The organism is Stenotrophomonas sp. YJH_SMC_69, from assembly GCF_059370495.1.
The window spans coordinates 99781-123396 of record NZ_JCAFTS010000012.1 but is presented as its reverse complement, the minus strand read 5'-3'; the positions used below and the strand labels follow the sequence as shown (position 1 = coordinate 123396).

Annotated in this window: 21 protein-coding genes; 14 read left to right on the top strand and 7 right to left on the bottom strand. The window is 67.6% G+C overall.

The window, feature by feature from the left end; translation table 11 throughout:
* Positions 1-402 precede the first annotated feature (402 nt).
* Positions 403-1356 carry a helix-turn-helix transcriptional regulator gene (locus AC5P8F_RS18290; protein ID WP_049407541.1) on the bottom strand — a complete coding sequence of 318 codons (954 nt, stop codon included), beginning with the start codon at positions 1354-1356 and terminating at the stop codon, positions 403-405.
* Positions 1357-1750: 394 nt separating this feature from the next.
* On the opposite strand from AC5P8F_RS18290, the gene AC5P8F_RS18285 reads away from it, so the two are divergent.
* The 7 genes from AC5P8F_RS18285 (at position 1751) to AC5P8F_RS18255 (ending at position 9628) form a co-directional block, all read left to right on the top strand.
* Complete coding sequence (locus AC5P8F_RS18285) at positions 1751-2509, top strand: SDR family NAD(P)-dependent oxidoreductase (RefSeq protein ID WP_014647496.1); 759 nt, start codon at positions 1751-1753, stop codon at positions 2507-2509.
* 129 nt (positions 2510-2638) lie between these two features.
* Positions 2639-3091: an MgtC/SapB family protein gene (locus AC5P8F_RS18280; RefSeq protein WP_014647495.1), complete on the top strand. Its 453-nt coding sequence runs from the start codon at positions 2639-2641 to the stop codon at positions 3089-3091.
* A 223-nt stretch (positions 3092-3314) separates the two neighbouring features.
* Complete coding sequence (gene lldP, locus AC5P8F_RS18275; RefSeq protein WP_495220421.1) at positions 3315-4973, top strand: L-lactate permease; 1659 nt, start codon at positions 3315-3317, stop codon at positions 4971-4973.
* Between the two features lie 53 nt (positions 4974-5026).
* Complete coding sequence (gene lldR / locus AC5P8F_RS18270; protein WP_014647493.1) at positions 5027-5791, top strand: transcriptional regulator LldR; 765 nt, start codon at positions 5027-5029, stop codon at positions 5789-5791.
* A gap of 4 nt (positions 5792-5795) precedes the next feature.
* On the top strand, positions 5796-6935 hold the full coding sequence (gene lldD, locus AC5P8F_RS18265) for an FMN-dependent L-lactate dehydrogenase LldD (protein WP_014647492.1): 1140 nt from the start codon (positions 5796-5798) through the stop codon (positions 6933-6935).
* Positions 6932-8632 carry a D-lactate dehydrogenase gene (gene dld / locus AC5P8F_RS18260; protein WP_495220422.1) on the top strand — a complete coding sequence of 567 codons (1701 nt, stop codon included), beginning with the start codon at positions 6932-6934 and terminating at the stop codon, positions 8630-8632. Before lldD ends, dld begins: the two co-directional genes overlap by 4 nt.
* Before the next feature lie 111 nt (positions 8633-8743).
* Positions 8744-9628, top strand: coding sequence for a hypothetical protein (locus AC5P8F_RS18255; protein WP_478405963.1), 885 nt, complete (start codon positions 8744-8746; stop codon positions 9626-9628).
* A gap of 69 nt (positions 9629-9697) precedes the next feature.
* Here the strand turns inward: AC5P8F_RS18255 and AC5P8F_RS18250 are convergent, their stop codons facing one another.
* Complete coding sequence (locus AC5P8F_RS18250; protein WP_014037553.1) at positions 9698-9994, bottom strand: hypothetical protein; 297 nt, start codon at positions 9992-9994, stop codon at positions 9698-9700.
* Positions 9995-10163: 169 nt separating this feature from the next.
* On the opposite strand from AC5P8F_RS18250, the gene AC5P8F_RS18245 reads away from it, so the two are divergent.
* On the top strand, positions 10164-10823 hold the full coding sequence (locus AC5P8F_RS18245; RefSeq protein WP_069118248.1) for a decarboxylase: 660 nt from the start codon (positions 10164-10166) through the stop codon (positions 10821-10823).
* A gap of 68 nt (positions 10824-10891) precedes the next feature.
* On the top strand, positions 10892-11671 hold the full coding sequence (locus tag AC5P8F_RS18240) for a CDP-diacylglycerol diphosphatase (RefSeq protein WP_041863570.1): 780 nt from the start codon (positions 10892-10894) through the stop codon (positions 11669-11671).
* On the opposite strand, the gene AC5P8F_RS18235 is transcribed toward AC5P8F_RS18240, so the two are convergent.
* The gene (locus tag AC5P8F_RS18235; protein ID WP_014647486.1) at positions 11668-12303 is read right to left on the bottom strand and encodes a GNAT family N-acetyltransferase; all 636 of its coding nucleotides are present in this window, start codon (positions 12301-12303) and stop codon (positions 11668-11670) included. The two genes, AC5P8F_RS18240 and AC5P8F_RS18235, sit on opposite strands and share 4 nt — an antisense overlap.
* Before the next feature lie 179 nt (positions 12304-12482).
* Here AC5P8F_RS18235 and AC5P8F_RS18230 point away from each other — a divergent pair, with 179 nt between their 5' ends.
* Positions 12483-15209, top strand: a complete 2727-nt coding sequence (locus tag AC5P8F_RS18230; protein ID WP_049440928.1) for a TonB-dependent receptor plug domain-containing protein — start codon at positions 12483-12485, stop codon at positions 15207-15209.
* Positions 15210-15289: 80 nt separating this feature from the next.
* On the opposite strand, the gene AC5P8F_RS18225 is transcribed toward AC5P8F_RS18230, so the two are convergent.
* Positions 15290-15931, bottom strand: a complete 642-nt coding sequence (locus AC5P8F_RS18225) for a hypothetical protein (RefSeq protein ID WP_049440926.1) — start codon at positions 15929-15931, stop codon at positions 15290-15292.
* 185 nt (positions 15932-16116) lie between these two features.
* On the opposite strand from AC5P8F_RS18225, the gene AC5P8F_RS18220 reads away from it, so the two are divergent.
* Positions 16117-17277, top strand: coding sequence for an amidohydrolase family protein (locus AC5P8F_RS18220; protein WP_495228702.1), 1161 nt, complete (start codon positions 16117-16119; stop codon positions 17275-17277).
* Positions 17278-17354: 77 nt separating this feature from the next.
* On the opposite strand, the gene AC5P8F_RS18215 is transcribed toward AC5P8F_RS18220, so the two are convergent.
* Together AC5P8F_RS18215 and AC5P8F_RS18210 are read right to left on the bottom strand one after the other, a co-directional pair.
* The gene (locus AC5P8F_RS18215) at positions 17355-17792 is read right to left on the bottom strand and encodes a DUF3806 domain-containing protein (protein ID WP_495228700.1); all 438 of its coding nucleotides are present in this window, start codon (positions 17790-17792) and stop codon (positions 17355-17357) included.
* Between the two features lie 208 nt (positions 17793-18000).
* A complete protein-coding gene (locus tag AC5P8F_RS18210) occupies positions 18001-18882 on the bottom strand; it encodes a LysR substrate-binding domain-containing protein (protein ID WP_046431153.1) in 882 nt (293 codons plus the stop codon).
* Between the two features lie 122 nt (positions 18883-19004).
* Here AC5P8F_RS18210 and AC5P8F_RS18205 point away from each other — a divergent pair, with 122 nt between their 5' ends.
* Entirely contained in the window at positions 19005-19706 is a 702-nt protein-coding gene (locus tag AC5P8F_RS18205; RefSeq protein WP_049440918.1) for an ankyrin repeat domain-containing protein, read from the top strand.
* Positions 19707-19757: 51 nt separating this feature from the next.
* Positions 19758-21215: an amidohydrolase family protein gene (locus tag AC5P8F_RS18200; protein ID WP_111205577.1), complete on the top strand. Its 1458-nt coding sequence runs from the start codon at positions 19758-19760 to the stop codon at positions 21213-21215.
* Positions 21216-21308: 93 nt separating this feature from the next.
* Here the strand turns inward: AC5P8F_RS18200 and AC5P8F_RS18195 are convergent, their stop codons facing one another.
* Positions 21309-22238: a LysR family transcriptional regulator gene (locus AC5P8F_RS18195; protein WP_014647478.1), complete on the bottom strand. Its 930-nt coding sequence runs from the start codon at positions 22236-22238 to the stop codon at positions 21309-21311.
* Between the two features lie 93 nt (positions 22239-22331).
* Between AC5P8F_RS18195 and AC5P8F_RS18190 the strand changes: the two genes are divergently transcribed.
* A complete protein-coding gene (locus tag AC5P8F_RS18190) occupies positions 22332-23522 on the top strand; it encodes an MFS transporter (RefSeq protein WP_014647477.1) in 1191 nt (396 codons plus the stop codon).
* The last annotated feature ends 94 nt before the right edge of the window (positions 23523-23616 follow it).

Genomic DNA, 23616 nt, shown 5'->3' with positions numbered 1-23616 from the left:
GGCGGCTTTGGTAGTGCCGGCCGCTGGCCGGCATCCGCGACGGCGCGAGAGCGTGTCGACCAAGGTCGACACCTACCGGGGCTGAGTCATGACATGTCGAATCGGGCGGCTTTGGTAGTGCCGGCCGCTGGCCGGCATCCACGACGGCGCGAGAGCGTGTCGACCAAGGTCGACACCTACCGGGGCTGAGCCATGGCATGTCGAATCGGGCGGCTTTGGTAGTGCCGGCCGCTGGCCGGCATCGGCGACGATGCAGGACCGTGTCGACCAAGGTCGACACCTACCGAGGCTGAGTCATGGCATGTCGAATCAGGCGGCTTTGGTAGTGCCGGCCGCTGGCCGGCATCCGCGACGGTGCAGGAGCGTGTCGACCAAGGTCGACACCTACCGGAGCGGGGATCCTCACCCCACCTTCGAGGGGCCCGTACGCCAGCGGCTGGGGACCAGACCGAAGCGCTTGCGGAACGCGGCGGCGAAGTTGCTGGGGTGGCGGTAGCCGCTGGCGGCGGCGGCCTGCTCAACCGTCCATCCGTTTTCGCGCAGGCCCTGTTCGGCATGGCGCATGCGCTGTTCATGCAGGTAGTCGAACACCGAACTTCCATACTGCTGGGCAAAATGGCGGCGCAATGAGCTGGGGCTCATGCAGGCCAGCCGGGCCAGCTCGACCAGGCTGTGTGCATGGCTGGGGTCGTCATGCAGGTAACTGCGTACCCGTTCCAGGCGCTCGCGCTGGCCGGCACGCAGCGTGCGCACCGGGTCGGTCTGCAGATCCTCGGCCTGCAGGCCGAGGGCCAGCAGCTGCAATGCCACGCCTTCGCGCCACAGCGCGTCGATGCCGTCCTGCCACGGGCTGTCGAACAACTGGCCCAGCACCGGCAGCATGGCGTGGGGAATGGCCCAGTGGCGGCATTCCAGGTGCGTGCCAAGCGCTTTTTCCAGCTGTGGCATCTGGAAAACATCCGCGTCGATGCCACCCGGCACGATCACGCTGACCCCGCGCAGGCGCGTTTCGCCGGGGTGCGCCCCGGTCATCTCGATCTGGTCGCGATGGTGGGCGGTCATCGCGGTGCCGGCACGCAGGGTGAAACTTCCGCGTCGCGGGATACGCACGTCGACCTGGCCCTGCAGCATCACGCGGATGGCGAGCCCGGGCCGCTGTTGCGCGGTCGCCACATAGGGGAACCGGTTATGCACGTCGGAGGCGATCAGGCTCATGCCACCGCGCATGAACTGTTCGTTGACTTCGCCGCGGCCGGCCCACTGGTCGTCGCGCAGGTGTTCCGGATCAGCGCGGTAATCGAAGCCGTGGCGTTGGCCGAAGCGGCGGTAATCGGCAAAGGTGAAGTATCGGGACATCGCTCGGCACGTACAGGAGGGGAGGCGCTGGCACCATGGCCCATGTGCTGCCCCGCGTAGCGGGCAGCCTGGAAGGCCGGAAAACGCCAGGTTGGAAAAAATGTGTCGAAGAAACTGGAAACGTTTCCCATTGTCGCTGCGAATCATTCGCAGGGGATTTGAATACGGTCAAACCGATTGGTCATTACGGCCAAGTTGAACGGGGTGCCGGACATACGCCAGCGTTTTGCCGCTATATCCGTACTTGATTCCCTACATGAACTTCGGTTGAGGTTTCATTGCTGGAACGATCATCCGCGGACAGGCTGTTGGTCTGCTCGTCACAGCGGCCGGCGTAAGGTGATGGATTGGCGGCCGCGCGCCGCATCGCTACCCCCACCGATGGAGAATGCAGATGATTGATTACCAGCTGACCGGCAAGACCGCGATCGTGACCGGCGGCGTGTCGGGCATCGGCCTGGCCGTGGCACAGACGCTGGCCGCATCCGGTGCCCGTATTTCGGTCTGGGACCTCAAGCAGGATGCGGTGGATGCCACCGTGGCGCAGTTGCGCAGCACCGGCGCACAGGCCATCGGCATCGCGCTGGACGTCACCGACGATGCAGCGGTGGAGGCGGCGGTGCAGCGCACGGTCAAGGAACTTGACGGCCTGCATGTGGCGGTCAACAACGCCGGTATCGGCGGGCCGGCGGCCAGCAGCGGCGACTATCCGATCGAGGGCTGGCAGCGGGTCATCGACGTCAACCTCACCAGTGTGTTCCTGTGCCAGCGTGCGCAGATCCAGGCAATGCGGGCCGCTGGAACCGGCGGCAGCATCATCAACATGGCCTCGATCCTGGGCCAGGTGGGCTATGCCGGTTCCACCGCTTATGCGGCGGCCAAGCACGGCGTGGTCGGGCTGACCCAGACCGCCGCGTGGGAACATGCGGCCGACGGCATCCGTGTCAACGCGGTGGGTCCGGGTTTCATCAGCACACCGCTGCTGGAGAAGATGGACCCGAAGGTGCGCGCCACGCTGGAAGGACGGCACGCGCTGAAGCGGCTGGGCACGGCCGAGGAAGTGGCGGCATTGGTGGCCTGGTTGGCCAGCGACGACGCCTCGTTTGCGACCGGCGCGTACTACGCCATCGATGGTGGCTACCTGGCGCAGTGATGCGTTGAACGCAGGGTGCGGTGCCGCCGGGTGTCGCCCGGCGCTACCGGGTGAACGGACTGTGGCGTGGCCTTCACCTCTGTGCCACGGGGGCCACGCGACGCTCCGGGAAAACCCCGGAGCTTGACCATGGAACTCACCCAGGATGTCTCGATCCTGCTGCGCGTAGCCGCAGCGATGCTGTTTGGCGGCGTGCTCGGCGTCGAGCGCGAGATGGGCAAGCACGCCGCTGGCCTGCGTACGCACATGCTGATCGCGGGGGCCGCTGCGCTGATCGTCGGCCTCGGCGACTCGGTGGCCGAGCATTTCCAGCAGGAGCGCTACCGCGACCTGCTGCAGGTCGATCCGGTGCGCCTGATCGAAGCGGTGGTGGCCTGTGTCGGCTTCGTTGCCGCTGGCACCATCCTGCGTGGGTCACGCGAGGACCAGGTCAGCGGCCTGACCACGGCCAGCTCGCTGATCATGGCAGCGGCCATCGGGATTGCGGTGGGGATCAGCAAGTACGTGATCGCCATCGGGGTGAGCGTGCTGTGCGTGCTGGTGCTGGCGGTGATGCGGCGGTTGGAGAAAAGGATTCCGTAGGGAAGGTCTAGTTGCCGGCCAGCGGCCGCCACTACCATGAGAGCCGTAATGGTCGGACCAATATGAAGTCTAGCCCTATGGTCTAATAGGCACTTCGTCGGAGCGGCGGTTAAATCCGCTGCAAGTGGTCTGATCGAAATCATTATTGGTACGACCAATAGTCGACAGCCACGGCGACCCACCGCCTGCGGTGGAGCACATCCCGCCCCAGTCGAGAGCCTTCATGCAGCCCTGGCAACACCTGTACGACCCCGCCGGCAACCTGTGGTTGTCCAGCCTGATCGCGCTGCTGCCGATCGCGTTCTTCTTCGTTGCCCTTGCGGTGCTGCGCATGAAGGGCTGGCTGGCCGGCACGATCACCGTGGCCATCGCGCTTGGCGTGGCCCTGTTGTTCTACCGCATGCCGTTGAGCCAGGCGCTGGGCGCGGCCGGTTTCGGCTTCGTCTACGGCCTGTGGCCGATCGCCTGGATCATCATCGGCGCGGTGTTCCTCTACAAGGTCTCGGTCAAGACCGGTCAGTTCGACATCATCCGCGCCTCGATCCTGTCGGTGACCGAAGACCAGCGCCTGCAGATGCTGATGGTCGGTTTCGCGTTTGGTGCCTTCCTGGAAGGCGCGGCCGGCTTCGGTGCGCCGGTGGCGATCACGGCGGCGCTGCTGGTCGGGCTGGGCTTCAAGCCGCTGTATGCCGCCGGCCTGTGCCTGATCGTCAACACTGCGCCGGTGGCGTTCGGTGCGATGGGCATTCCGATCATCGTGGCCGGGCAGGTCACCGGCCTGGATGCATTCGAGATCGGCCAGATGGCCGGCCGCCAGCTGCCGTTCCTGACTGTGATCGTGCTGTTCTGGATCATGGCCATCATGGATGGCTGGCGTGGCATCAGGGAAACCTGGCCGGCGGTGCTGGTGGCCGGTGGCTCGTTCGCCATCGCGCAGTACCTCACCTCGAACTTCATCGGCCCGGAGCTGCCGGACATCACCGCCTCGCTGGCGTCGCTGGTGTGCCTGACCCTGTTCCTGCGCCGCTGGAAGCCGGCACGGATCTTCCGCTTCGATACCGAAACCAGCGCCGAGGCGGCCGCGCAGGCACTGGAGGCACCACGCTACAGCGTCGGCCAGATCGCCAAGGCGTGGTCGCCGTTCCTGATCCTCACCGCGATGGTCACGCTGTGGAGCATCAGGCCGTTCAAGTCGCTGTTCGCGGCAGGCGGCCCGTTGGAAGGCTGGGTGCTCAAGCTCCCGGTGCCGGGCCTGGACCAGAGGGTGCAGAAGATGCCGCCGATCGTCGACGCGCCGCTCAGCTATGAGGCGATCTACAAATTCGACTGGTTGTCGGCCACCGGCACCGCGATCATCCTTGCGGCGGTGATCGCGATCATCGCACTGCGCATGCCGGCCCGCTCGGCGCTGCAGACCTTCGGCGAAACCGTGCGTGAGCTGCGCATGCCGATCTACTCGATCGGCATGGTGCTCGCCTTCGCCTTCATCGCCAACTACTCGGGCCTGTCGGCAACACTGGCGCTGGCATTGGCGCACACCGGCGATGCGTTCCCGTTCTTCTCGCCGTTCCTGGGCTGGCTGGGCGTGTTCCTGACCGGTTCGGATACCTCGTCCAATGCGCTGTTCTCGGCGCTGCAGGCCACCACCGCGCAGCAGATCGGCGTATCCGACGTGCTGCTGGTGGCGGCCAACACCACCGGTGGCGTTACCGGCAAGATGATCTCGCCGCAGTCGATTGCCATTGCCTGCGCGGCGGTCGGCCTGGCCGGCAAGGAGTCGGACCTGTTCCGCTTCACCGTCAAGCACAGCCTGATTTTCACCACGATGGTCGGCCTGATCACCCTGGCCCAGGCCTACTGGCTGACCTGGATGATTCCCTGAGCCATGCATGGCTGGCCGACCACCCGCTGTGCGCTTCGGGCCACAATGGCGCCATGAGCACGCAACGTATTTCGGACAGGGTGGCCGCGCAGCTGCGCGGCCTGGTGCAGGAACAGCGGCTGCGGCCGGGCGACCGGTTGCCCGCCGAGCGCACCTTGGCGGTGCAGCTGGGGGTCTCGCGCACCGCGCTGCGCGAGGCGATCGCGCAGCTGGCCAGCCAGGGCCTGCTGACCGCACGCATCGGTGGCGGCACCTACGTGGCCGAACCGGCGGCGCGCGCGCGGCAGGCGCTGGATGAACCGCTGGCGCCGTACCTGCCGCTGTTCCAGGGCGACCCGGAATACCGTTTTGACGTGCTGGAGATCCGCCACGCGCTGGAAGGTGCCACTGCCTGGCATGCGGCGCTGCGAGCCACCGATGAGGACCGTACGCGCATCGCGCAGGCCTTCCAGACCATGATGGACGCGCACGGCAAGGACGACCCCACCGGTGAAGCAGAGGCTGACGCGGCCTTCCACCTGTCCATCGCCGAGGCCTCCCACAACCTGGTGCTGCTGCAGGTGATGCGCGGCCTGTTCGAACTGCTGCAGACCAACATCTCGCAGAGCCGCGAGAAGCTCTACACCTCGGCGAGGACCTTCTCGCCCCTGTCCGACCAGCACCGCGAAATGATGGATGCGGTGCTGGCCGGCGACCCCGAACGCGCGCGCGCCGCCGCGCATGCCCACCTCGAGTTCGTGCACACCACGCTGCGCACGCTCGATGACAACGAAGCCCGGCGTGCGCGGGCCTCGCGCCTGCCTTCCCCACACGGTTGACCCCATGATCATCTCCGCCTCCACCGATTACCGTGCCGCAGCGCAACGCCGGCTGCCGCCGTTCCTGTTCCACTACATCGATGGCGGCGCGTATGCCGAGCACACGCTGAAGCGCAACGTTTCCGACCTGTCCGACATCGCGCTGCGCCAGCGCATCCTGCGCAACATGTCCGACCTGAGCCTGGAAACCGAGCTGTTCGGCGAAACGCTGGCAATGCCGGTGGCGCTGGCGCCGGTCGGCCTGACCGGCATGTATGCCCGCCGCGGTGAAGTGCAGGCGGCGCGCGCGGCCGACAGCCGGGGCATCCCGTTCACCCTGTCCACCGTATCGGTGTGCCCGATCGAGGAAGTGGCACCGGCCATCCAGCGGCCGATGTGGTTCCAGCTGTACGTGCTGCGCGACCGTGGCTTCATGCGCAATGCGCTGGAGCGGGCACAGGCCGCCGGCGTGACCACGCTGGTGTTCACCGTGGACATGCCGGTGCCGGGCGCGCGCTACCGTGACGCACACTCCGGCATGAGCGGCCCGAATGCCTCGCTGCGCCGCATCGGCCAGGCCGTCACCCATCCGCACTGGGCGTGGGACGTCGGCCTGTTCGGCCGTCCGCATGACCTGGGCAACATCTCCACCTACCGCGGCAACCCGACCGGGCTGGAGGATTACATCGGCTGGCTGGGCAGCAACTTCGATCCGTCCATTTCGTGGAAGGACCTGGAGTGGATCCGCGAGTTCTGGAAGGGCCCGATGGTGATCAAGGGCATCCTCGACCCGGATGATGCGCGCGATGCGGTCAGGTTCGGTGCCGATGGCATCGTGGTCTCCAACCACGGTGGTCGCCAGCTGGATGGCGTGCTGTCTACCGCACGTGCATTGCCGGCCATCGCCGATGCGGTGCAGGGCGACCTGAAGATCCTCGCCGATTCGGGCATCCGTACCGGCCTGGACGTGGTGCGCATGCTGGCGCTGGGGGCCGATACCGTGCTGCTGGGGCGCGCCTTCGTCTATGCGCTGGCCGCGCAGGGCGAGGCCGGCGTGGCCAACCTGCTGGACCTGATCGCCAAGGAGATGCGCGTGGCGATGACACTGACCGGCGCGCGCCGCATCGCCGACATCAGCCGCGATTCGCTGGTCAACCTGCCATGAGTGGCCATGACGCCGTGCTGGCGCAGTTGCGCGACGCGGTCGGCAGCCGCCATGTGTTGACCGGCGACAAGACCACGCGCCGCTTCCGTCGTGGCTACCGCTTCGGCGATGGCCCGGTGCTGGCGGTGGTGCGCCCAGGTACCTTGCTGGAACTGTGGTATGTGCTGCAGGCAGCGGTGCAGGGCGGAGCGGCGATCATCCTGCAGGCGGCCAATACCGGCCTGACCGGTGGCTCGACCCCGGATGGGGACGACTATGGGCGCCCGATCGTGCTGGTCAGCACGCTGCGCCTGACCGGCATCCAGCTGTTGAACGAGGGCCGCCAGGTGCTGTGCCTGCCCGGCGCCACGCTCGACCGCCTGGAGCAGACCCTGGCACCGCTGGGCCGCGAACCGCATTCGGTGATCGGCTCCTCCTGCATCGGCGCCTCGGTGCTGGGCGGCATCTGCAACAACTCCGGCGGCGCGCTGGTGCGCCGTGGCCCGGCCTATACCGAGCTGGCGCTGTATGCGCAGGTCGATGCGCAGGGCCAGTTGCAGCTGGTCAACCACCTCGGCATCGCGCTGGGTGATACGCCCGAGCAGATCCTGCAGCGCCTGCAGGCCGGTGACTATGCCGCTGACGACGTGGGTGACGGCGATGGCCGCGCCGCGTCTGATCCACGCTACGCCGAGGAAGTGCGCCGGGTCGATGCCGATACGCCGGCACGCTTCAACGCCGACCCCAGCCGCCACTTCGAAGCGGCCGGTTCGGCCGGCAAGCTGGCGGTGTTCGCGGTGCGCCTGGATACCTTCGAAAAGGAGCCCGCCGAGGTCTTCTACATCGGCAGCAACCGCACCGACAGCCTCACTGCGATCCGGCGCCAGCTGCTGACCGGCTTCGAGCGCCTGCCGATTGCCGGCGAGTACATCCACCGCGATGCCTATGACATCGGCGAGCGCTACGGCAAGGACAGCTTCCTGTTGATCGACCGCCTCGGCACTTCCCGTGTGCCCGCCGCGTTCGCATTGAAGAGCCGGGTCGATGGATGGTTCGAGCGGCTGGGCCTGCGCGGGGTGACCGACCGGGTGATGCAGGTGCTGACCGGCCTGCTGCCCTCGCACCTGCCCCGGCGCATGGGTGAATTCCGCCAGCGCTACGAGCATCACCTGTTGCTGAAGGTCTCCGCACAGGACGCGGCGGCAACCGAGGCCTGGCTGCGCGGCTTCTTCGCCGATCATGAGGGTGGTTACTTCCACTGCACGGCCGATGAGGGGCGCAAGGCGTTCCTGCATCGCTTCGCGGTGGCCGGCGCGGCGGTGCGCTACCGCGAAGTGCATCGGGACCAGGTGCAGGATATCGTGGCGCTGGACATCGCCCTGCGCCGCGATGATGCCGACTGGTTCGAGCAGTTGCCGGCCGATATCGATGGCCGCCTGCTGCACAAGCTGTATTACGGGCACTTCCTGTGCCATGTGTTCCACCAGGACTACATCGCACGCAAGGGCGAAGACCCGATGGCGATCGAGCACGCGATGTGGGCGCTGCTGGACCAGCGCGGCGCCGAGTATCCGGCCGAGCACAATGTCGGCCACCTGTACCCGGCCAAGCCGGCCCTGGCCGGGTTCTATCGGCAGCTGGACCCGAGCAATACGTTCAATCCGGGCATCGGCCAGACCTCGAAGGAAAAAGGGTGGGGTGGCTGCGACTGCGGATGATGTAGAGCCGAGCCCATGCTCGGCTGCTCTTCCCGACAGACAGCCGTCGAGCATGGCTCAGCCCCACCCGGACAGCGGTTACCATCGGAATCCCGTACGCAGGAGCCGCCCATGCCCACCATCGTTGCCCGCGCGACCCTGTGCGCTGCATTGCTGGCAACACCGCTGCTGGTGCTGGCGCAGTCCGCGATCCTGCCGCAGCAGCGCGACGCCGCCGGCAACGTGATGGAGCCGCTGGGGCAGGTGCTGGAACAGGGAGGGCAGGGCGAAGCACTCATGCAGTACTGCACCCTCGATCGTGCCTGGTGCGTGCGTGTGCAGCCGGTGGCCGAGGACGGCGATCGGCCGACGACGCTGGAAGTCTCTGAACGGGAGGCCGGCGAAAGCGAGCCGCACGTCTACCACGTCAGCATCGACGTGCCGCAGGAAAGCGAGCTTTCGCTGTGGCCGTGGATCGTGCGGCTTGCGCCTGGCGTTGGCAGCGATGAGGCAGTGAGCGACCCGCGGCAGCGCGCCCGCCAGAACGTGCTGGTGGGCGGTATCGTCAAATTCAGCACGATGTACTCAGGCGGTGGTGCCGACGCGTCCACGCTGCAGCTGGCGCGCGTGCGTCACCTGCAGGATGACATCCAGGTGGACGACGACGTGCTGACCCTGCCATGGCTGGGCAACGCGATGATCCGCGCCTGTTTCAGCGAGCAGGACATGAAGCAGCGCGCCGGTGCCTGCCACGACGAGTACGGGTTCTCGGCAAGGCTGGCGCTGGATACCGCCGCCGGGGGCATGCCGGTGCTGCGCTACCAGACGGTGGCGACGCGGTTCCCGGCCGGTGTCTCACGCTTCGAGGATTCGCTGGCCAAGGGGCCGTTGAAGAAGAAGGACCTGCGCACCGAGCAGGACCCGGCGTGCAGCTACACGCGGTTGTTCCGCTTCAGTGATGGGGTGTTCCACCCCGACCAGGCGCTGCCGGACTGCGCGGGGTATACCGAGCCCTGAGCTGTAGAGCCGAGCCTGCGCTCGGCTGTCACGGAAGCGCAGCCGGGCATGGGCTCGGCTCTACAGCGCCTACTCGCAGCGGGTGGCGGTGATGATGTTGTCCTTGTCCACGTACACACGCAGGCGGTCGTGGCGGATGTCCTTGGTGGTGATGGTGTTGGGGCCGATCGGGTTGACCAGGCCGGCACCGCTTTCGCTGGACAGGCGGCGGATGTTGGGCTCATTGGCAGGCTGGCCGATTGCCCAGCCCAGCTGGCTGGCGTCGCAGTGGCCGGTACCCTTGACCTGCGGACCGGGGGTGCTGACGCAGGCCGACAGCAGCAGGGCCGACGCGGGTAGCAACAGGGACAGACGGAAGGCGGACATACAGCGCTCCTGCGCAGGGAAGATGGGCGGAACGATAGCACCCGGCGCGCGAAAGGCGTCAGCGCCCCGGTCATTGCCGGCACGGCGTAGCCACTGCATAGTGGGAGGGATGACTGGCATCGCGCCAGCGGGCAGGCCGGGCCATTCCGGTGCAGGTGCTGGATACGGTATGACGGCAGACAGTTTCCGCGACAAGCGCAGGGCGATGACGGTACTTGCAGTATCGGTGCTGGCCGTGGCGTGTGCCGCCACTGCCGCCGAGCCAGTGCCGGCCGCAGCCGCGGAAACGCCGGTGTTCGGCGCGTGGCGCAACCTTCAGACCGAGGCCGGCTACGCGCCGGCCCAGCGCAATCTGGCCTTCGCCATGCTGCCGCAGGCGGCGACCCGCGGCGACCGTTTCGCCGTCCTCGACCGTGAAGGCAAGCGGGCGGTGTGTTGCCTGCAGGTGGCCAGCCCGTCGCTGGGCGTGGCCGCGCTGCGCGAGCAGTACCACCTGCCGCAGGCCTGGGTGACCGACCTGAGCAATGGCCGCAGCCCGGCGCGTCCTTATCTGCCGCATGTCTATGCGATGCAGCGTGTGGACGAACTGGCAGACTACGGCTTCGCCGATGTGCCCGGGGCCTACAGCGACCTGGGTGGGCTGCTGATCCCCGAGGGCGCCGCCCTGGAGGACGATGGCAGTGCCGTCCTGCTGGGCGACAACCGTTATTCCCTGCATTTCCAGCGCCAGCCGCACGCCGATGATGATGGCGCGCTGGACCGCTACACCCTGCAGGGCGGCGACGGCGAGGCCCCGTTCGTGGTTGAAGTGCCGTTCGGCACCTACTGACTGCAGCACTGCACTGGCTAGAATGCAGCGCGGCGCCGTCTGCCGTGCCTGTTCCGTGAGTTGCTGCCGTGTCCCTGCGCCCTTTGCTGCTGTCGTCCCTGCTGCTGTTGTCCGCCTGCGCCAGCGCGCCACCTCCACCGCCGGCCCATTCCGATGCGCTGTGGCGCTTGATCGAGCGTGACTGCAAGGCGGTGGAAGGACCGCGTGGCAGTTGCCTGCGGGTGGAGACGGCGGCCGACCGCCGCGACGTGCTGGTCAAGGATGCGCACGGTGACTACCAGTTCCTGCTGATGCCGCTGGACAAGGTCAGTGGCATCGAGAGCCACGGCCTGTACCAGCGTGGGGTACCCAACTATTTTGCGGCCGCCTGGCAGGCGCGCGGGCATACCGAACAGGCCCTGGGCCGGCCGCTGCCGCGCAGCGTGGCCAGCCTGGCACTGAATTCGCCGCACGGTCGCTCGCAGCACCAGCTGCATATCCATGTCGACTGCCTGCGCGCGGATGTGCTGCAGGCACTGGATGCACATGCCGGTGCGCTGGGTCCGCGCTGGTCACCGTTTCCGGTGCCGCTGCGCGGGCATCAGTACCAGGCCTATCTGCTGCCCGGTGCAGAACTGACCGCCAATCCGCTCAATCTGCTGGCCTATGGCCTGAGCGGCGTGGGCGATGTGGGCCAGTGGAGCCTGGTGGTGGCCGGGCGCGGCGAGGTGCGGGGCGGCCCCGGCTTCATCCTGCTAGCTACCCGCGTGGATGCCGCCAGCGGCAACGATGCCAGCGGCGAGGAACTACAGGACCATGCCTGCACGGTCTTGACCGGTGCCGGTGCGGCACTGGAGCGGGTGCGCTAGCCGATCGGCTGCTGGCAGCTGCGCCAGGCCGACGCGGTCAGCGCCAGCAGCTGACGGTCATGCCATCCCTGCGCGTCCAGATGGTAGTCGCGCAGGATCCCTTCGCGGATGAACCCATGGGCCTGCAGCGCCTGGGCAAACGGGCTGGTGCAGCCTGGCGGCAGCAGCACGAAGAGGCGGTGCAGGCCGACATCGTCGAACAGGAACGGGCACAGTGCCCGCAGTGCCGCCTGCGGATGGGGGTGCCGGTGCTGCAGCGATTGCAGCTCGGCGCAGCGCGAGTGCAGCGACTGCAGGCGGATATGCAGCTGGTCGTGCAGTACGCCCTGCACGTCGTCGAACACACCCAGCACCAGCAGGTCGTTGTCTTCCTGCAGGCGTGAACGATAGACGCTGGCGAGGAACCGCGCCTCTTCATCAATGCCGTAGGACGGCCGTTGGCCGCGCTGGCGACGGTCGTCGAAGGCACGCCAGCGTGGCAGGTCGGTGCGCTGGAACGAACGCAGGGTGATGGGCGTGGCCTGGAGGTGGAGCAAGTGGCGGCGCAGGACGGGTCGTAGTGGAGCGAAGTGGGTGGAAGGGGCGCTGTTGGTCATCCCGGCACGATGCGCATCACCGACGCGCCAGGCCATGCAATTCATTGCAAAAGTGGGGTGGTGCCGTAAACGCGTCTGATTCGGTTCAGGCATAAGCCCATCAGGGCTGGTCATTTCCGTTGAAACCACCCATTCAGGACACTTTCGTTACGGGATCGTTATGTGTCGTACCGGCTGCGGCTCCCGTACCACCCGCCCACTCCCCCAGGAAGCCCATGTCCGCCTCCCACAAGGCGATGCGCCCGCGTCCGCTGGTGCTCGCGCTGTCGTCCCTGATGCTGGCCTCGCTGCCGGCCTTCGCGCAGGAAAGCGCGCCCACCACATTGCAGGAAGTGAAGGTCACCGGCTCGCGCATTCCACGTGCCAGTGTCGAGGGACCCTCGCCGGTGACGGTGATCAGCCGCGAGCAGATCGACGCACAGGGCTACCGCAATGCCTTCGACGCCCTCAGCGCGCTGACCGAGAACACCGGCAACGTGCAGGGCGAGGATTTCGGCAATACGTTCACGCCGGCCGCCAACACCATCAATCTGCGCGGGCTGGGTCCGAACCGCACGCTGGTGCTGGTCAACGGCCGTCGCCAAGCCGACTACCCGCTGGCCTACGAAGGCTCGGTGAACGTTGTCAACCTGGCCAACATTCCCAGCGCCCTGATCGAACGCATCGAAGTGCTGGCTGCCGGTGCGTCGGCGGTGTACGGCTCCGACGCCATTGCCGGTGTGGTCAACATCATCCTCAAGGACCGCTTTGAAGGCGTGGACGTGAACGTGCGCGCCGGCGGCACCCAGCAGGGCGGCGGTGACAACCAGCGCGTGCAGGTGGTGGGCGGCAGTTCCGGCGAGCGCTGGGACGGCCTGTTCGGTTTCGAGTTCGACGTGCGCAAGGCGATCCACGCGCGCCAGCGCGACTTCATGGATTCGCTGGACGATGACCCGGCCGGCAAGGCGCCGCAGGCGACCGCGATCGCCTATCGGCGCAATGCTGCCACCGGCCGCAACATCGATCCGGGCGTCAACGGCTGCGACGCCGCGTCGGACATCTATGGCGGCAGCGTGTTCCGTGCCAACAACCCGCGCCAGGGCTGGTACTGCGGCAGCAACGAGGCCGCCGCCAGCTACTGGACCGTGCAGACCCAGAAGCGCAATCTCAACGGCTACGGTCTGCTGACCTTCCACGTCAACGAGACCACCGACCTGTTCGCCGATGTCGCCGTGGGCAGCGCGCGGATCTACAACAACACGCGTGCACCGACCTGGACCTCGGCCCGCAACTACTTCTACAACCAGACCACCGGCAACCTGGAAAGCTGGTACCGCCGCTTCGCGCCGGAGGAAATCGGCGGCCTGCCGCGCAATGCCAACCGCTTCCTGGAAAACTCGTGGTCGTTCAACGTCGGCGCACGTGGCCAGATCGGCGACAGCGGTTGGGATTACGAAGCGGTCTACAGCCGCTCGCGTTACGAGAACCGCACCCGCCGACCGGTGCTGCTGGCCGGCATCAACGAATACCTGCTCGGTCCGAAGCTGGGCGTACGCAATGGCGTTGAGGTCTATGCGCCCGACCCGGCACGCCTGTTCAAACCATTGACCCCGGGCGAATACGAGGGCCTGTCCGGCTACCAGGAAAGCCGCAATGCGGCGTGGCTGCAGACCTTCAGCGCCAGCGTCAACGGCCGTTTGTTCGCGCTGCCCGGTGGCGACGCTGCATTGGCGGCGGTGGTCGAGGCCGGCAGCCAGGGCTACCGCAACCGCCCGGACCCGCGACTGGGCACAGGCGAGTTCTGGAACACCAGCGCCGGTATCGGTGCCGGCGGTGATCGTGACCGCTATGCGGCCGGCGTGGAGCTGCAGTTGCCGTTGCTGAAATCGCTGACCACGACGCTGGCCGGTCGCTATGACCAGTATCGCGCCGGTGGCGAGCACATCGGCAAGGCGACCTGGAGCTTCGGCGTCGAGTTCCGCCCGATCGAGAGCCTGTTGATCCGCGGCTCTGCTGCGACCAGCTTCCGTGCGCCGGACATGAACTACGTGTTCGCGACCGAGACCCGCGGCTACAACCCGGGCATGACCGACTACTGGCGCTGCCGCACCGCAGGCCAGTCGTACGACAACTGCGACTACAACGGCCTGTCGATCGACTACAGCAACCGCGCCAACGCGCAGCTGCAGCCGGAAACCGCTAAATCCTATGGTTTCGGCGTGGTCTGGTCGCCGCTGTCCGGCCTGGATTTCAGTGCCGACTACTACGACATCCGCATCGACAACGAGGTCACCAGCCTCGATACCAGCCGCATCCTGCGCGACGAAGCCGATTGCCGCCTGGGCCGCACGCTGGGTGGCGAAGCGCGCGATATCGGTTCACCGCTGTGCCAGGACGCGCTGTCGCGGGTGATCCGCAACCCGTCCACTGCAACCGTGCAGCCGGACCAGGTGACCCGCGTGCTGATCAATCCGATCAACGCGGCCTCCGAATCGGTGCGTGGCCTGGACCTGAAGGGTAACTGGCGTTTCGATGCCGGCCGCTATGGCCGCTTCACTACGCGCCTGGCCTATACCGTGGTGCTGGAGCACAAGTACCGGCAGTTCTCCGATGATCCGGAGCGTGACATCCGCAATTCGCTGGATGACTACCAGTGGCGCAGCAAGGCCAATGGCAGCATCACCTGGAACCAGGGTGACTGGACCACCACGCTGTACGGCAACCGTTTCGGTTCACTGCCGAAGACCGATGGCAGTGGCCGCATCGCGCCGTACATGACCTACAACGCCAGCGTGTTCCGCCAGTTCGGCGAGAACCTGTCGGTGGGCGTGATCGTCAACAACCTGCGTGACAGCCGCCCGCCGGCGGACAGGAACGGTGGCGGCTGGCCGTTCTATCCAGTTGGCAACTACGACCCGTATGGCCGCCAGTACTGGCTGCAGCTGGACTACCGGTTCCGCTGATCCGGCTGGCAAACAGAAGGCCCGGCAATGCCAGGCCTTCTGCTGTGTCGATGTCCGCTGTGATGGCGGGCGCCGGTGGCCTAGGGCAGTGCCTGCTGCAGGTACGACTCGATGACGTAGCTGAAGGGCTGCTGCTGGCGATCGCGCAGCAGGGCGCGCACTTCCAGGATCACGCTGCGGTCGCCTTCGCCACGCGGTGGCCAGAAGGTCTGGTCAGCCAGTGTCTGGCGCTGGAAGCCGAGCGGGCCAACCACGCGGCCAAAGGGTTCGTCGGTGCTGTCCAGCACCTGGTTCATGGCCGGGCTGAGGTGGTCCGGCAGGTACCAGTTGTCGGCCTCGGAGAGTACGCGGCTGCCACAGACCAGCTGCACACGGCGGTAGCGAAGGGCGGTGCCGGGTTTCGCACCCAGTGCCTGCAGCACGTCGGCCGGTGCTGTCTTGTCCTGGCCGTGTACACGCACCGCGCGCACCCGCGCCTGTTCGGCCAGGCCGTGTTCGGCGCACCAGTGTTCCAGGGTGGCGGTGGCGCTCTGCCCGGAAAGCACACGCTGGTGCAGCCGCTCGACCAGCGCAGCCGGGGCGATGCGCTGTTGGCCAGGCGGCGCCTGCAGCGGCGCGGTGGCGGCCGCATCAGTGGCGGACAGGCTGGCCATCGGGGCAGCAGCCAGCAGGGACGCGGCCTGCCAGCGGCGGAGACGATCGTGGCGGTCGGACGGGCCCATGCGGCATCACAGCGGAAACAGGCGCCTATGGTACCCGTTCAGGCGTGTGCACGGCGTGGCTGCGAGCCGCCGTCGCGGCGGCATTCATCGTTCTGATGAATGTATGGCATCCAGATATTTCGTTTGGCCGATGGCAGTGCCAGCGCTCAGGATGGCGCCATGACTTGGCTTTCCGGGAGTTTCCGATGACGCTTCAGTTCGTCCATGGCGGTGTAGACCGCTACGGCGCGCCACTGCATTTCCACATCCGTGGCGGCCGCATCAGTGGCCTCAATGGCGAGGCCTCGCCGGCCGACGGAGCGGAATGCGTCGACCTGCAGGGCTTCGCAGTCCTGCCCGGGCTGGTCGACGGCCACATCCATCTGGACAAGAGTTTTGTCGGCGACCGCTGGCACCCGCATCAGCCGGTGAACAGCCTGCGTGAGCGGCTGGCGGTGGAGAAGGCCGCGGTGGCGGGCGCGGCGCCAATGGTGGACCGTGCCGAGGCCTTGATCCGCCAGTGCAGCCGCTTCGGCACGGTGGCGATGCGCTGTCACGTCGATGTCGACGGCAGCACCGGCCTGCGTCATCTCGAAGCAGTGCGCGAGGCCGCGCTGCGCTGCGCCGACATCATGCGGATCCAGCTGGTGGCGTTCCCGCAGGCCGGGGTGATGTCCTGTCCCGGCACCGCCGCCGTACTGGAGCAGGCCCTTGCCGCAGGGGTGGAGGTGCTGGGCGGCATAGATCCGACCACGCTCGACGGCGATGCCGAAGGCCAGCTGGCCCTGCTGTTCGGCCTGGCCGAGCGCTATGGCGTGCAGCTGGACATCCACCTGCATGAGCCCGGCGAAACCGGACTGGCCCAGCTGCTGCGCATCGCCGCACGCACCCGTGCCGCCGGCCTGCAGGGACGCGTTGCGGTCAGCCATGCCTACTCGCTGGGCGACGTGCCGCTGGCGCGCGCGCTGCAGGTGGGTGAAGCACTGGCCACGGCGGACGTTGCGATCATGAGCAACGCGCCGGGCGACCATTCGTTCCCGACGCTGCGTGCATTGCACGACGCCGGCGTGCGCGTGTTCGCCGGCAATGACAACATCCGCGACTGCTGGTGGCCGTACGGCAACGGCGACCTGCTGCAGCGCGCGATGCTGCTGGGCTACCGCTCGGGCTTCTACACCGATGGCGACCTGATGCTGGCGCTGGACATGGTCACCACCCATGGCGCGCAGGTGATCGGGCTGCCGCAGCACGGCATCGCCGAAGGCCGGCCGGCGACGTTCGTGGCCGTGCGTGCGGACCATGGCCCGGCGGCCGTGGCCGGGGTGCCGGTGGAGCGCCGGGTGGTGGTTGACGGCCGCTGGTTGTAGATCCACGCCGTGCGTGGAGGGAGCCATCGCGTGGTCTCATTCATCCACGGATGGCATGGATCCACCTCGATGTGTCGTCAGGCGTAATCGTCGGCGCGGGTAGCGACGAACGCTTCCAGCCACGCAAGCAGGTGGGCGATGTCGATGACTTCGCCCTGTTCGACGCGCTTGAGCAGCAGTGTGCTGGCGCCGATCTGCAGGCTGCTGTCGGCATAGCGCAGCACTGCATCGATGCCCCAGGCGTCGGTGACCTGTATCCAGGCCAGCCCCGGCACGCGCTGGGCCAGGGTGTCACCGAACGCCACGCCCAGCGCTTCCCAGCCATCGCAGTCGGCACGGTCGATCAGCTCGGCATCGACCACGCGCTGCAGTGTGCTGGCCGCCAGCGGCCATTGCACCGGCAACGTCGGGAAGCCGGCCGCCACGCGCGCGGCGATCAGCGAGCGCTGGTGCTGCAGATGCGTCTGCAGCGCCGCAGGCAGCGGATCGAAGCGGGTGGGGATTTCGTCGGACATGACACGATGCCGTGGAGCACGGAAACAGGGGGCACTCTAGCGGCAGAGCCGTGACTTCCGCGCGACAGGCGTGATCAGCTTTCGATGGTCAATGCGCGGATTTCGCTTCGGGGTCAGATCCGTTTCGGAAAACGGATCTGACCCCACGCGGGACGATGTTGCCGTCGCGGCTGCCGGCCAGCGGCCCACGCTACCGCAGTTGCAGTGGTCAATCCGGTTCGCGCTGCACCTGCCGCCACAGCTCGCTGGCCAGCGCGCGCACCGCATCGTCGGCGTCCGCACGATGCAGCAGGCCGATTTCGTAGTTGTCGATCACCGGCAGGTCGCGCTCACCATCGATGATGCGATGATCGCGGGCGACCGCGCGGCGGGGCAGCAGGCTGATGCCGATGCCATCGGCCACGGCGCCCTGGATGCCACTCAGCGACGAGCTGGTGAAGGCGATGCGCCAGCGCAGGCCCAGCGCTTCCACGGCGTGGATCATCTCGTCGCGGTACAGCCCGCGCGGCGGGAAGGTGACCAGCGGCAGCGGGTCCTGCTGCAGGCAGCTGCTGCGCAGGCTGTCGATCCAGTGCATCGGCTCGCGGCGGCAGTGCACCGCCTGACGGCTGTTGCGCCGCTGCTTGACCAGCACAAGATCCAGTTCACCGTGGTCGAAGCCGTGCGCCAGGTCGCGGCTGAGGCCGCTGCTGATTTCCAGCTTCACCTGCGGGTGACGGCGGCTGAAAGCGGCCAGCATGCGTGTGGTCTGCGCGTTGACGAAGTCCTCGGGGACACCGATGCGCACCGCGGTTTCCACGGTGGCGCCGGCCAGCGCCTGCGCCATTTCCTCGTTCAGGTCGAGCATGCGCCGCGCATAGCCGAGCAGGGTGTGGCCGGCGTCGGTGGGATGCACGTCGCGGTGGCCGCGCTCGAGCAGGCGATGCCCCGCCAGCTCTTCCAGGCGGCGCACCTTCTGGCTGACCGTGGACTGGGTCGAATGCAGGCGGGTGGCGGCCGTGGTGAAGCTGCCGCAGTCGGCCACCATCACCAGCGCCCGCAGCAGGTCCAGTTCGAACAGGGTTCTATTCGATTTGGCACTGTCTTGCATTTGAACATTTCACTTCTGGATACCCAGGCCGACTTCTACCATGCAGGGCAGGGGCCGGCAATGCCCGGCTGTTGCTACCGTCGCACGGCGTTCCGTGGCGACGGACATGAGGAGACACTGTCATGCGCGTCCATCATTCCGCTGGCTGGCCTGCGCCGTTCACGCGCGTGCTGCTGTTGTGCCTGCTGGCCATGGTCACCCCCGCCTGCACCGCCACGTCCCGGGCCGACGCAGACGCGCGCCTGCGGGATGCCGCCAGCCGCGGCGACGCCGATGCGGTGCGGCAGGCGATAGAGGATGGCGCCACGCTGGAGGCGCGCGATGGCCAGGGTCGCACGGCGTTGCTGCTGGCCACGCAGGGCAACAACGTGGATGCCGCGCGCGAGCTGATCGAAGCCGGTGCCGACGTCAATGCCAAGGATGTGTTGCAGGACAGCGCCTACCTGTATGCCGGCGCGCGCGGCCTGGATGAGATCCTGGCGATGACGCTGGCGCATGGCGCCGATCTGCGCAGTACCAATCGCTACGGCGGCACCGCACTGATTCCGGCCGCCGAGCGCGGCCATGTCGCCACCGTGCGCACGCTGCTGCGTGCCGGTGTGGCGGTCGATCATGTCAACCGCCTGAACTGGACCGCGCTGCTGGAAGCGATCCTGCTCGGCGATGGCGGTGCGCGCCACCTGCAGATCGTGCAGTTGCTGCTGGAGGCCGGTGCCGACCCGGAGCTGGCCGACGGCGACGGCGTGACGCCGCTGGCGCATGCGCGCCAGCGCGGCTATACCGGAATTGAGACCCTGCTGCGCCAGCACGGCGCGGTGCGCTGAATGCAAACCCCGTCCACCCGCACGCTGGGCGTGCCCATCAGGATGCTGTCCATGTTCCGTTCCCGTCCGTTGTCCCTTGCCATCCTCCTTGCGGTGGCACCGCTGTCGGCGTCTGCCGGCGAGCGCGCCGACCTGCTGATCCGCAATGCCACCGTGGTCGATGTCGAGCACGCCAGTACCCGGGCCGGGCAGAGCGTGGTGATCCGTGGCGAGGACATCGTCGCCGTCGGCCCGGACGCGCAGCTGCGCAGCCAATGGAGTGCGGCCCGCCAGATCGATGCCAAGGGCAAGTACCTGATCCCGGGCCTGTGGGACATGCACGTGCACTTTGGTGGTGGCCCGGCGCTGATCGAAGAGAACAAGGCACTGCTGCCGTTGTACATCGCGCACGGCATCACCACGGTGCGTGACTGTTCCGGCGACCTTCCCGAGCAGGTGCTGCAGTGGCGCGGGGAAATTGCCAAGGGCACGCTGTTCGGTCCGCGGCTGCTCAGCTCGGGCGCGAAGATCGAAGGCCTCAAGCCGGTCTGGAAGGGCACGATCGAAGTGGGCAGCAAGGCCGACGTCGACAAGGCGATCACCCGCCTGCAGCACGACAAGGTCGATTTCGTGAAGATCACCGACAGCACGCTGAAGCCGGAACTGTTCCTGTACTCGGCCAGTGCCGCGCGCAATGCCGGATTCAAGGCGTCGGGGCACATCCCGATGGCGCTGACCGTGGAGCAGGCGGTCGATGCCGGGCTGGCCTCGATCGAGCATCTGGACTACGCATTCAAGGCCGGGAGCAAGGACGAGGCGCAGATTGCCGGCGACTTCGGTGCCGGCCGCATCGACCGCGCCGAAGCCAACCGCCGCCTCGACGCCAGCTTCGACCGCGATACGGCGATGCGTGCCTACCGCGATTTCGCCAGGCGCGGCGTGTTCGTGACCCCGACCCTCAACGGTGGCCGCATCCTCGATTTCCTTGACCAGGATGACCACGCGAACGATCCGTACCTGGCTTACATCGGCCCGGGCCTGCGCGCGACCTACCAGTGGCGCGTTGAACGTGCCGCCAAGGCAACGCCAGCGCAGATCGAAGCGCGCCATGCGCAGTACCACCAGGTGGCCGCCGTGCTGCCGATGCTGCAGGAAGCCGGCGTGACGATCATCGCCGGCACCGATGCGGGCTTCCTCAACTCGTTCAACTTCCCGGGCATCGCCCTGCACCAGGAGCTGCAGCTGTTCGTGAAGGAAGGCTTGAGCGCGCCGCAGGCGCTGTCGGCGGCGACCCGTTCCGGCCCGGCCTGGTTCGGCCAGATGAATCGTTACGGGGGTGTTGCTCAAGGCAAGGCCGCCGATCTGGTGCTGCTGACCGCCAACCCGCTGCAGGACATTGCCGCCACCGAAAAGATCGACAGCGTGATCCTGCGTGGCAACGTGTATGACCGCGCCGCGCTGGACAAGATGTTGGCTGATACCAAGGCCAAGGTGGCGGCGTGGAATGCCGAGGCGGCGAAGACGCAGTGATCGACAGGGTCAGAGCCCTTCCCGGTGGGAAGGGATCCGACCCTATGGGGTTGGACGGAATCCACGCCATGCGTGGATGATGCGGCCAGTGACCTAACGCGGTGCCGGCCGCATTCCGTGCAGCTGCGGCAGTGCGGCCTTCATCGCATCGATGAAGGCGCGCAGCCGTGGCGGCTGCTGGCGCGCGGCGGGAAATACCACGTGTACCGGCAGCGCCGGCGCCTGCCAGTCCGGCAGCAGCTGCACCAGCCGCCCTTGTGCGAGGTCTCCGGCCACCAGCCAGGCCGAGACCACCGCTGCACCCAGCCCAGCACATGCGGCCTGTTGCACCACGAACAGGTTGTCGCTGAGCAGGCGCGGGCTGATCGAAAGGGTATGCGCACGCCCCTGCGCGTCATGCAGCAGCAGGCGTTCGCGGTAGTAGGTGACCAGTGAAATCCACGGCAGTGCCTGCGCCTGTTCTGGTGTGCTGATCGCGGTGGCCTGCACCAGCGAGGGCGCTGCCACGACGATGCGCGGCACTTCGGCGAGCGGCAGTGCGACCATGCGCGGTTCGTCGACCGGTCCCACCCGCACCGCGCAGTCGATGCCTTCGGCGATGAAATCCGGGCGGCGATCTTCCAGGATCCACTCCAGGCTCAGCTGTGGGTGCTGGGCGAGGAACGCGAGCATGGTCGGCAGCAGCTGCGCCTGGCCGAAGGCATGCGGCACCATCACCCGCAGGCGTCCGCGCAGCGTTTCCGGTTCGCCGTGCAGTTCGGCCTGCAGCGACTCCCATTCGTCGACCACGCGTTGCGCATGGCGCTGGCAGCGCAGGCCATCTTCGGTCAGCTGCAGGCCATGGGTGGAGCGCTGCAGCAGGCGCAGGCCGAGCTGCCGCTCCAGTGCCTGAAGGCGCCGGCTGACCGTCGGCTGGGTGGTGCCCAGCTGCACGGCGGCGGCAGACAGGCTGCCGGCATCGACGATGCGCAGGAAGGTGCGCAGCAGATCCAGGCGATCGGCGCCGGTGGCGAGGTCATTCATGCGTGTCACGTATGAAGTATATGTGCAGGAGCCTACTACAGACGCATGGCGAATACGGGCAGGATACGCCCACTTCCTCCACCGGACTCCCCCATGTCTACCCCTTCGCTGTCCGTCGTCGCACCCGCGAACGCGCCTTCCACCCCGCTGGTGCTGGCGATGGCGGCCGGCGCCGGCTTTTCGGTCGCCTCGCTGTACTACAGCCAGCCGATGCTGGGCCTGATCGCGCAGGACCTTGGCGCAGGTGAGCGCGCCGCCGGGCTGGTGCCGACCCTGACCCAGCTCGGCTACGCGCTGGGCATCCTGCTGCTGGCACCGTTGGGCGACCGCTTCGACCGCCGCCACCTGATCCTGTTGAAGTCCGCGCTGCTGGCGTTGGCACTGGGCGCCGCAGCGATGGCCGGGCACCTGCCGGGCCTGCTGATGGCCAGCCTGCTGGTCGGGCTGATGGCCACGCTGGCGCAGGACATCGTGCCGGCCGCTGCGGTGCTGGCGCCGGATGCACAGCGCGGCCAGATCGTCGGCCGGGTAATGACCGGCCTGCTGCTCGGCATCCTGCTGTCGCGCGTGGTCAGTGGCGTGGTGGCCGAGGCATGGGGTTGGCGCACGCAGTTCGTGCTGGCCGCGGTATCGGTGGCGGCGATGGGCGCAGTGATGGCGCGTGCGCTGCCGCGTTTCGCACCGACCAGCACGCTGCGCTATCCGGCGTTGCTGGGCTCGTTGCTGGCGTTGTGGCGCGAGCAGCCGCAGCTGCGCCGCGCGGTGGCGAGCCAGTCGTTGCTGGCGGTCGGCTTCAGCGCATTCTGGTCGACGTTGGCGCTGATGCTGCATGCCCGCCTGGGCCTGGGCAGTGCGGCGGCGGGTGCGTTCGGTATTGCGGGTGCGGCCGGTGCGCTGGCCGCACCGTTCGCAGGACGTTTCGCTGATCGCCTGGGTTGCCATGCCGTGGCGCGGTTGGCGATCGCGGTGGCGCTGCTGGGCTTCGGCCTGCTGCTGGCCGAAGCCTGGCTGCCGGCCGCCGCGCTGCTGCCGCTGCTGGTGGTGAGTGCGCTGCTGTTCGACTTCGGTTTCCAGTCGGCGCTGGTGGCGCACCAGACGCTGGTCTATGGCCTGGTGCCGCCGGCACGCAGCCGGCTCAACGCGCTGCTGTTCACCGGCATGTTCATCGGCATGGCCGCTGGCGGTGCGCTGGGCAGCCTGGCGCTGGCGCAGTGGGGGTGGCACGGCGTGGCCTGGCTGGCGGTGATGTGCGCGGGCGGCAGTCTGCTGCTGCGTTTGAAGTAGGGGGGGTGTTCGGCAGGGCTTGCAGCCCTGCACCTGCGGTAGTGCCGGCCGCTGGCCGGCAACAGCGCAAACAGCGCAAACAGCGGATTTTCAG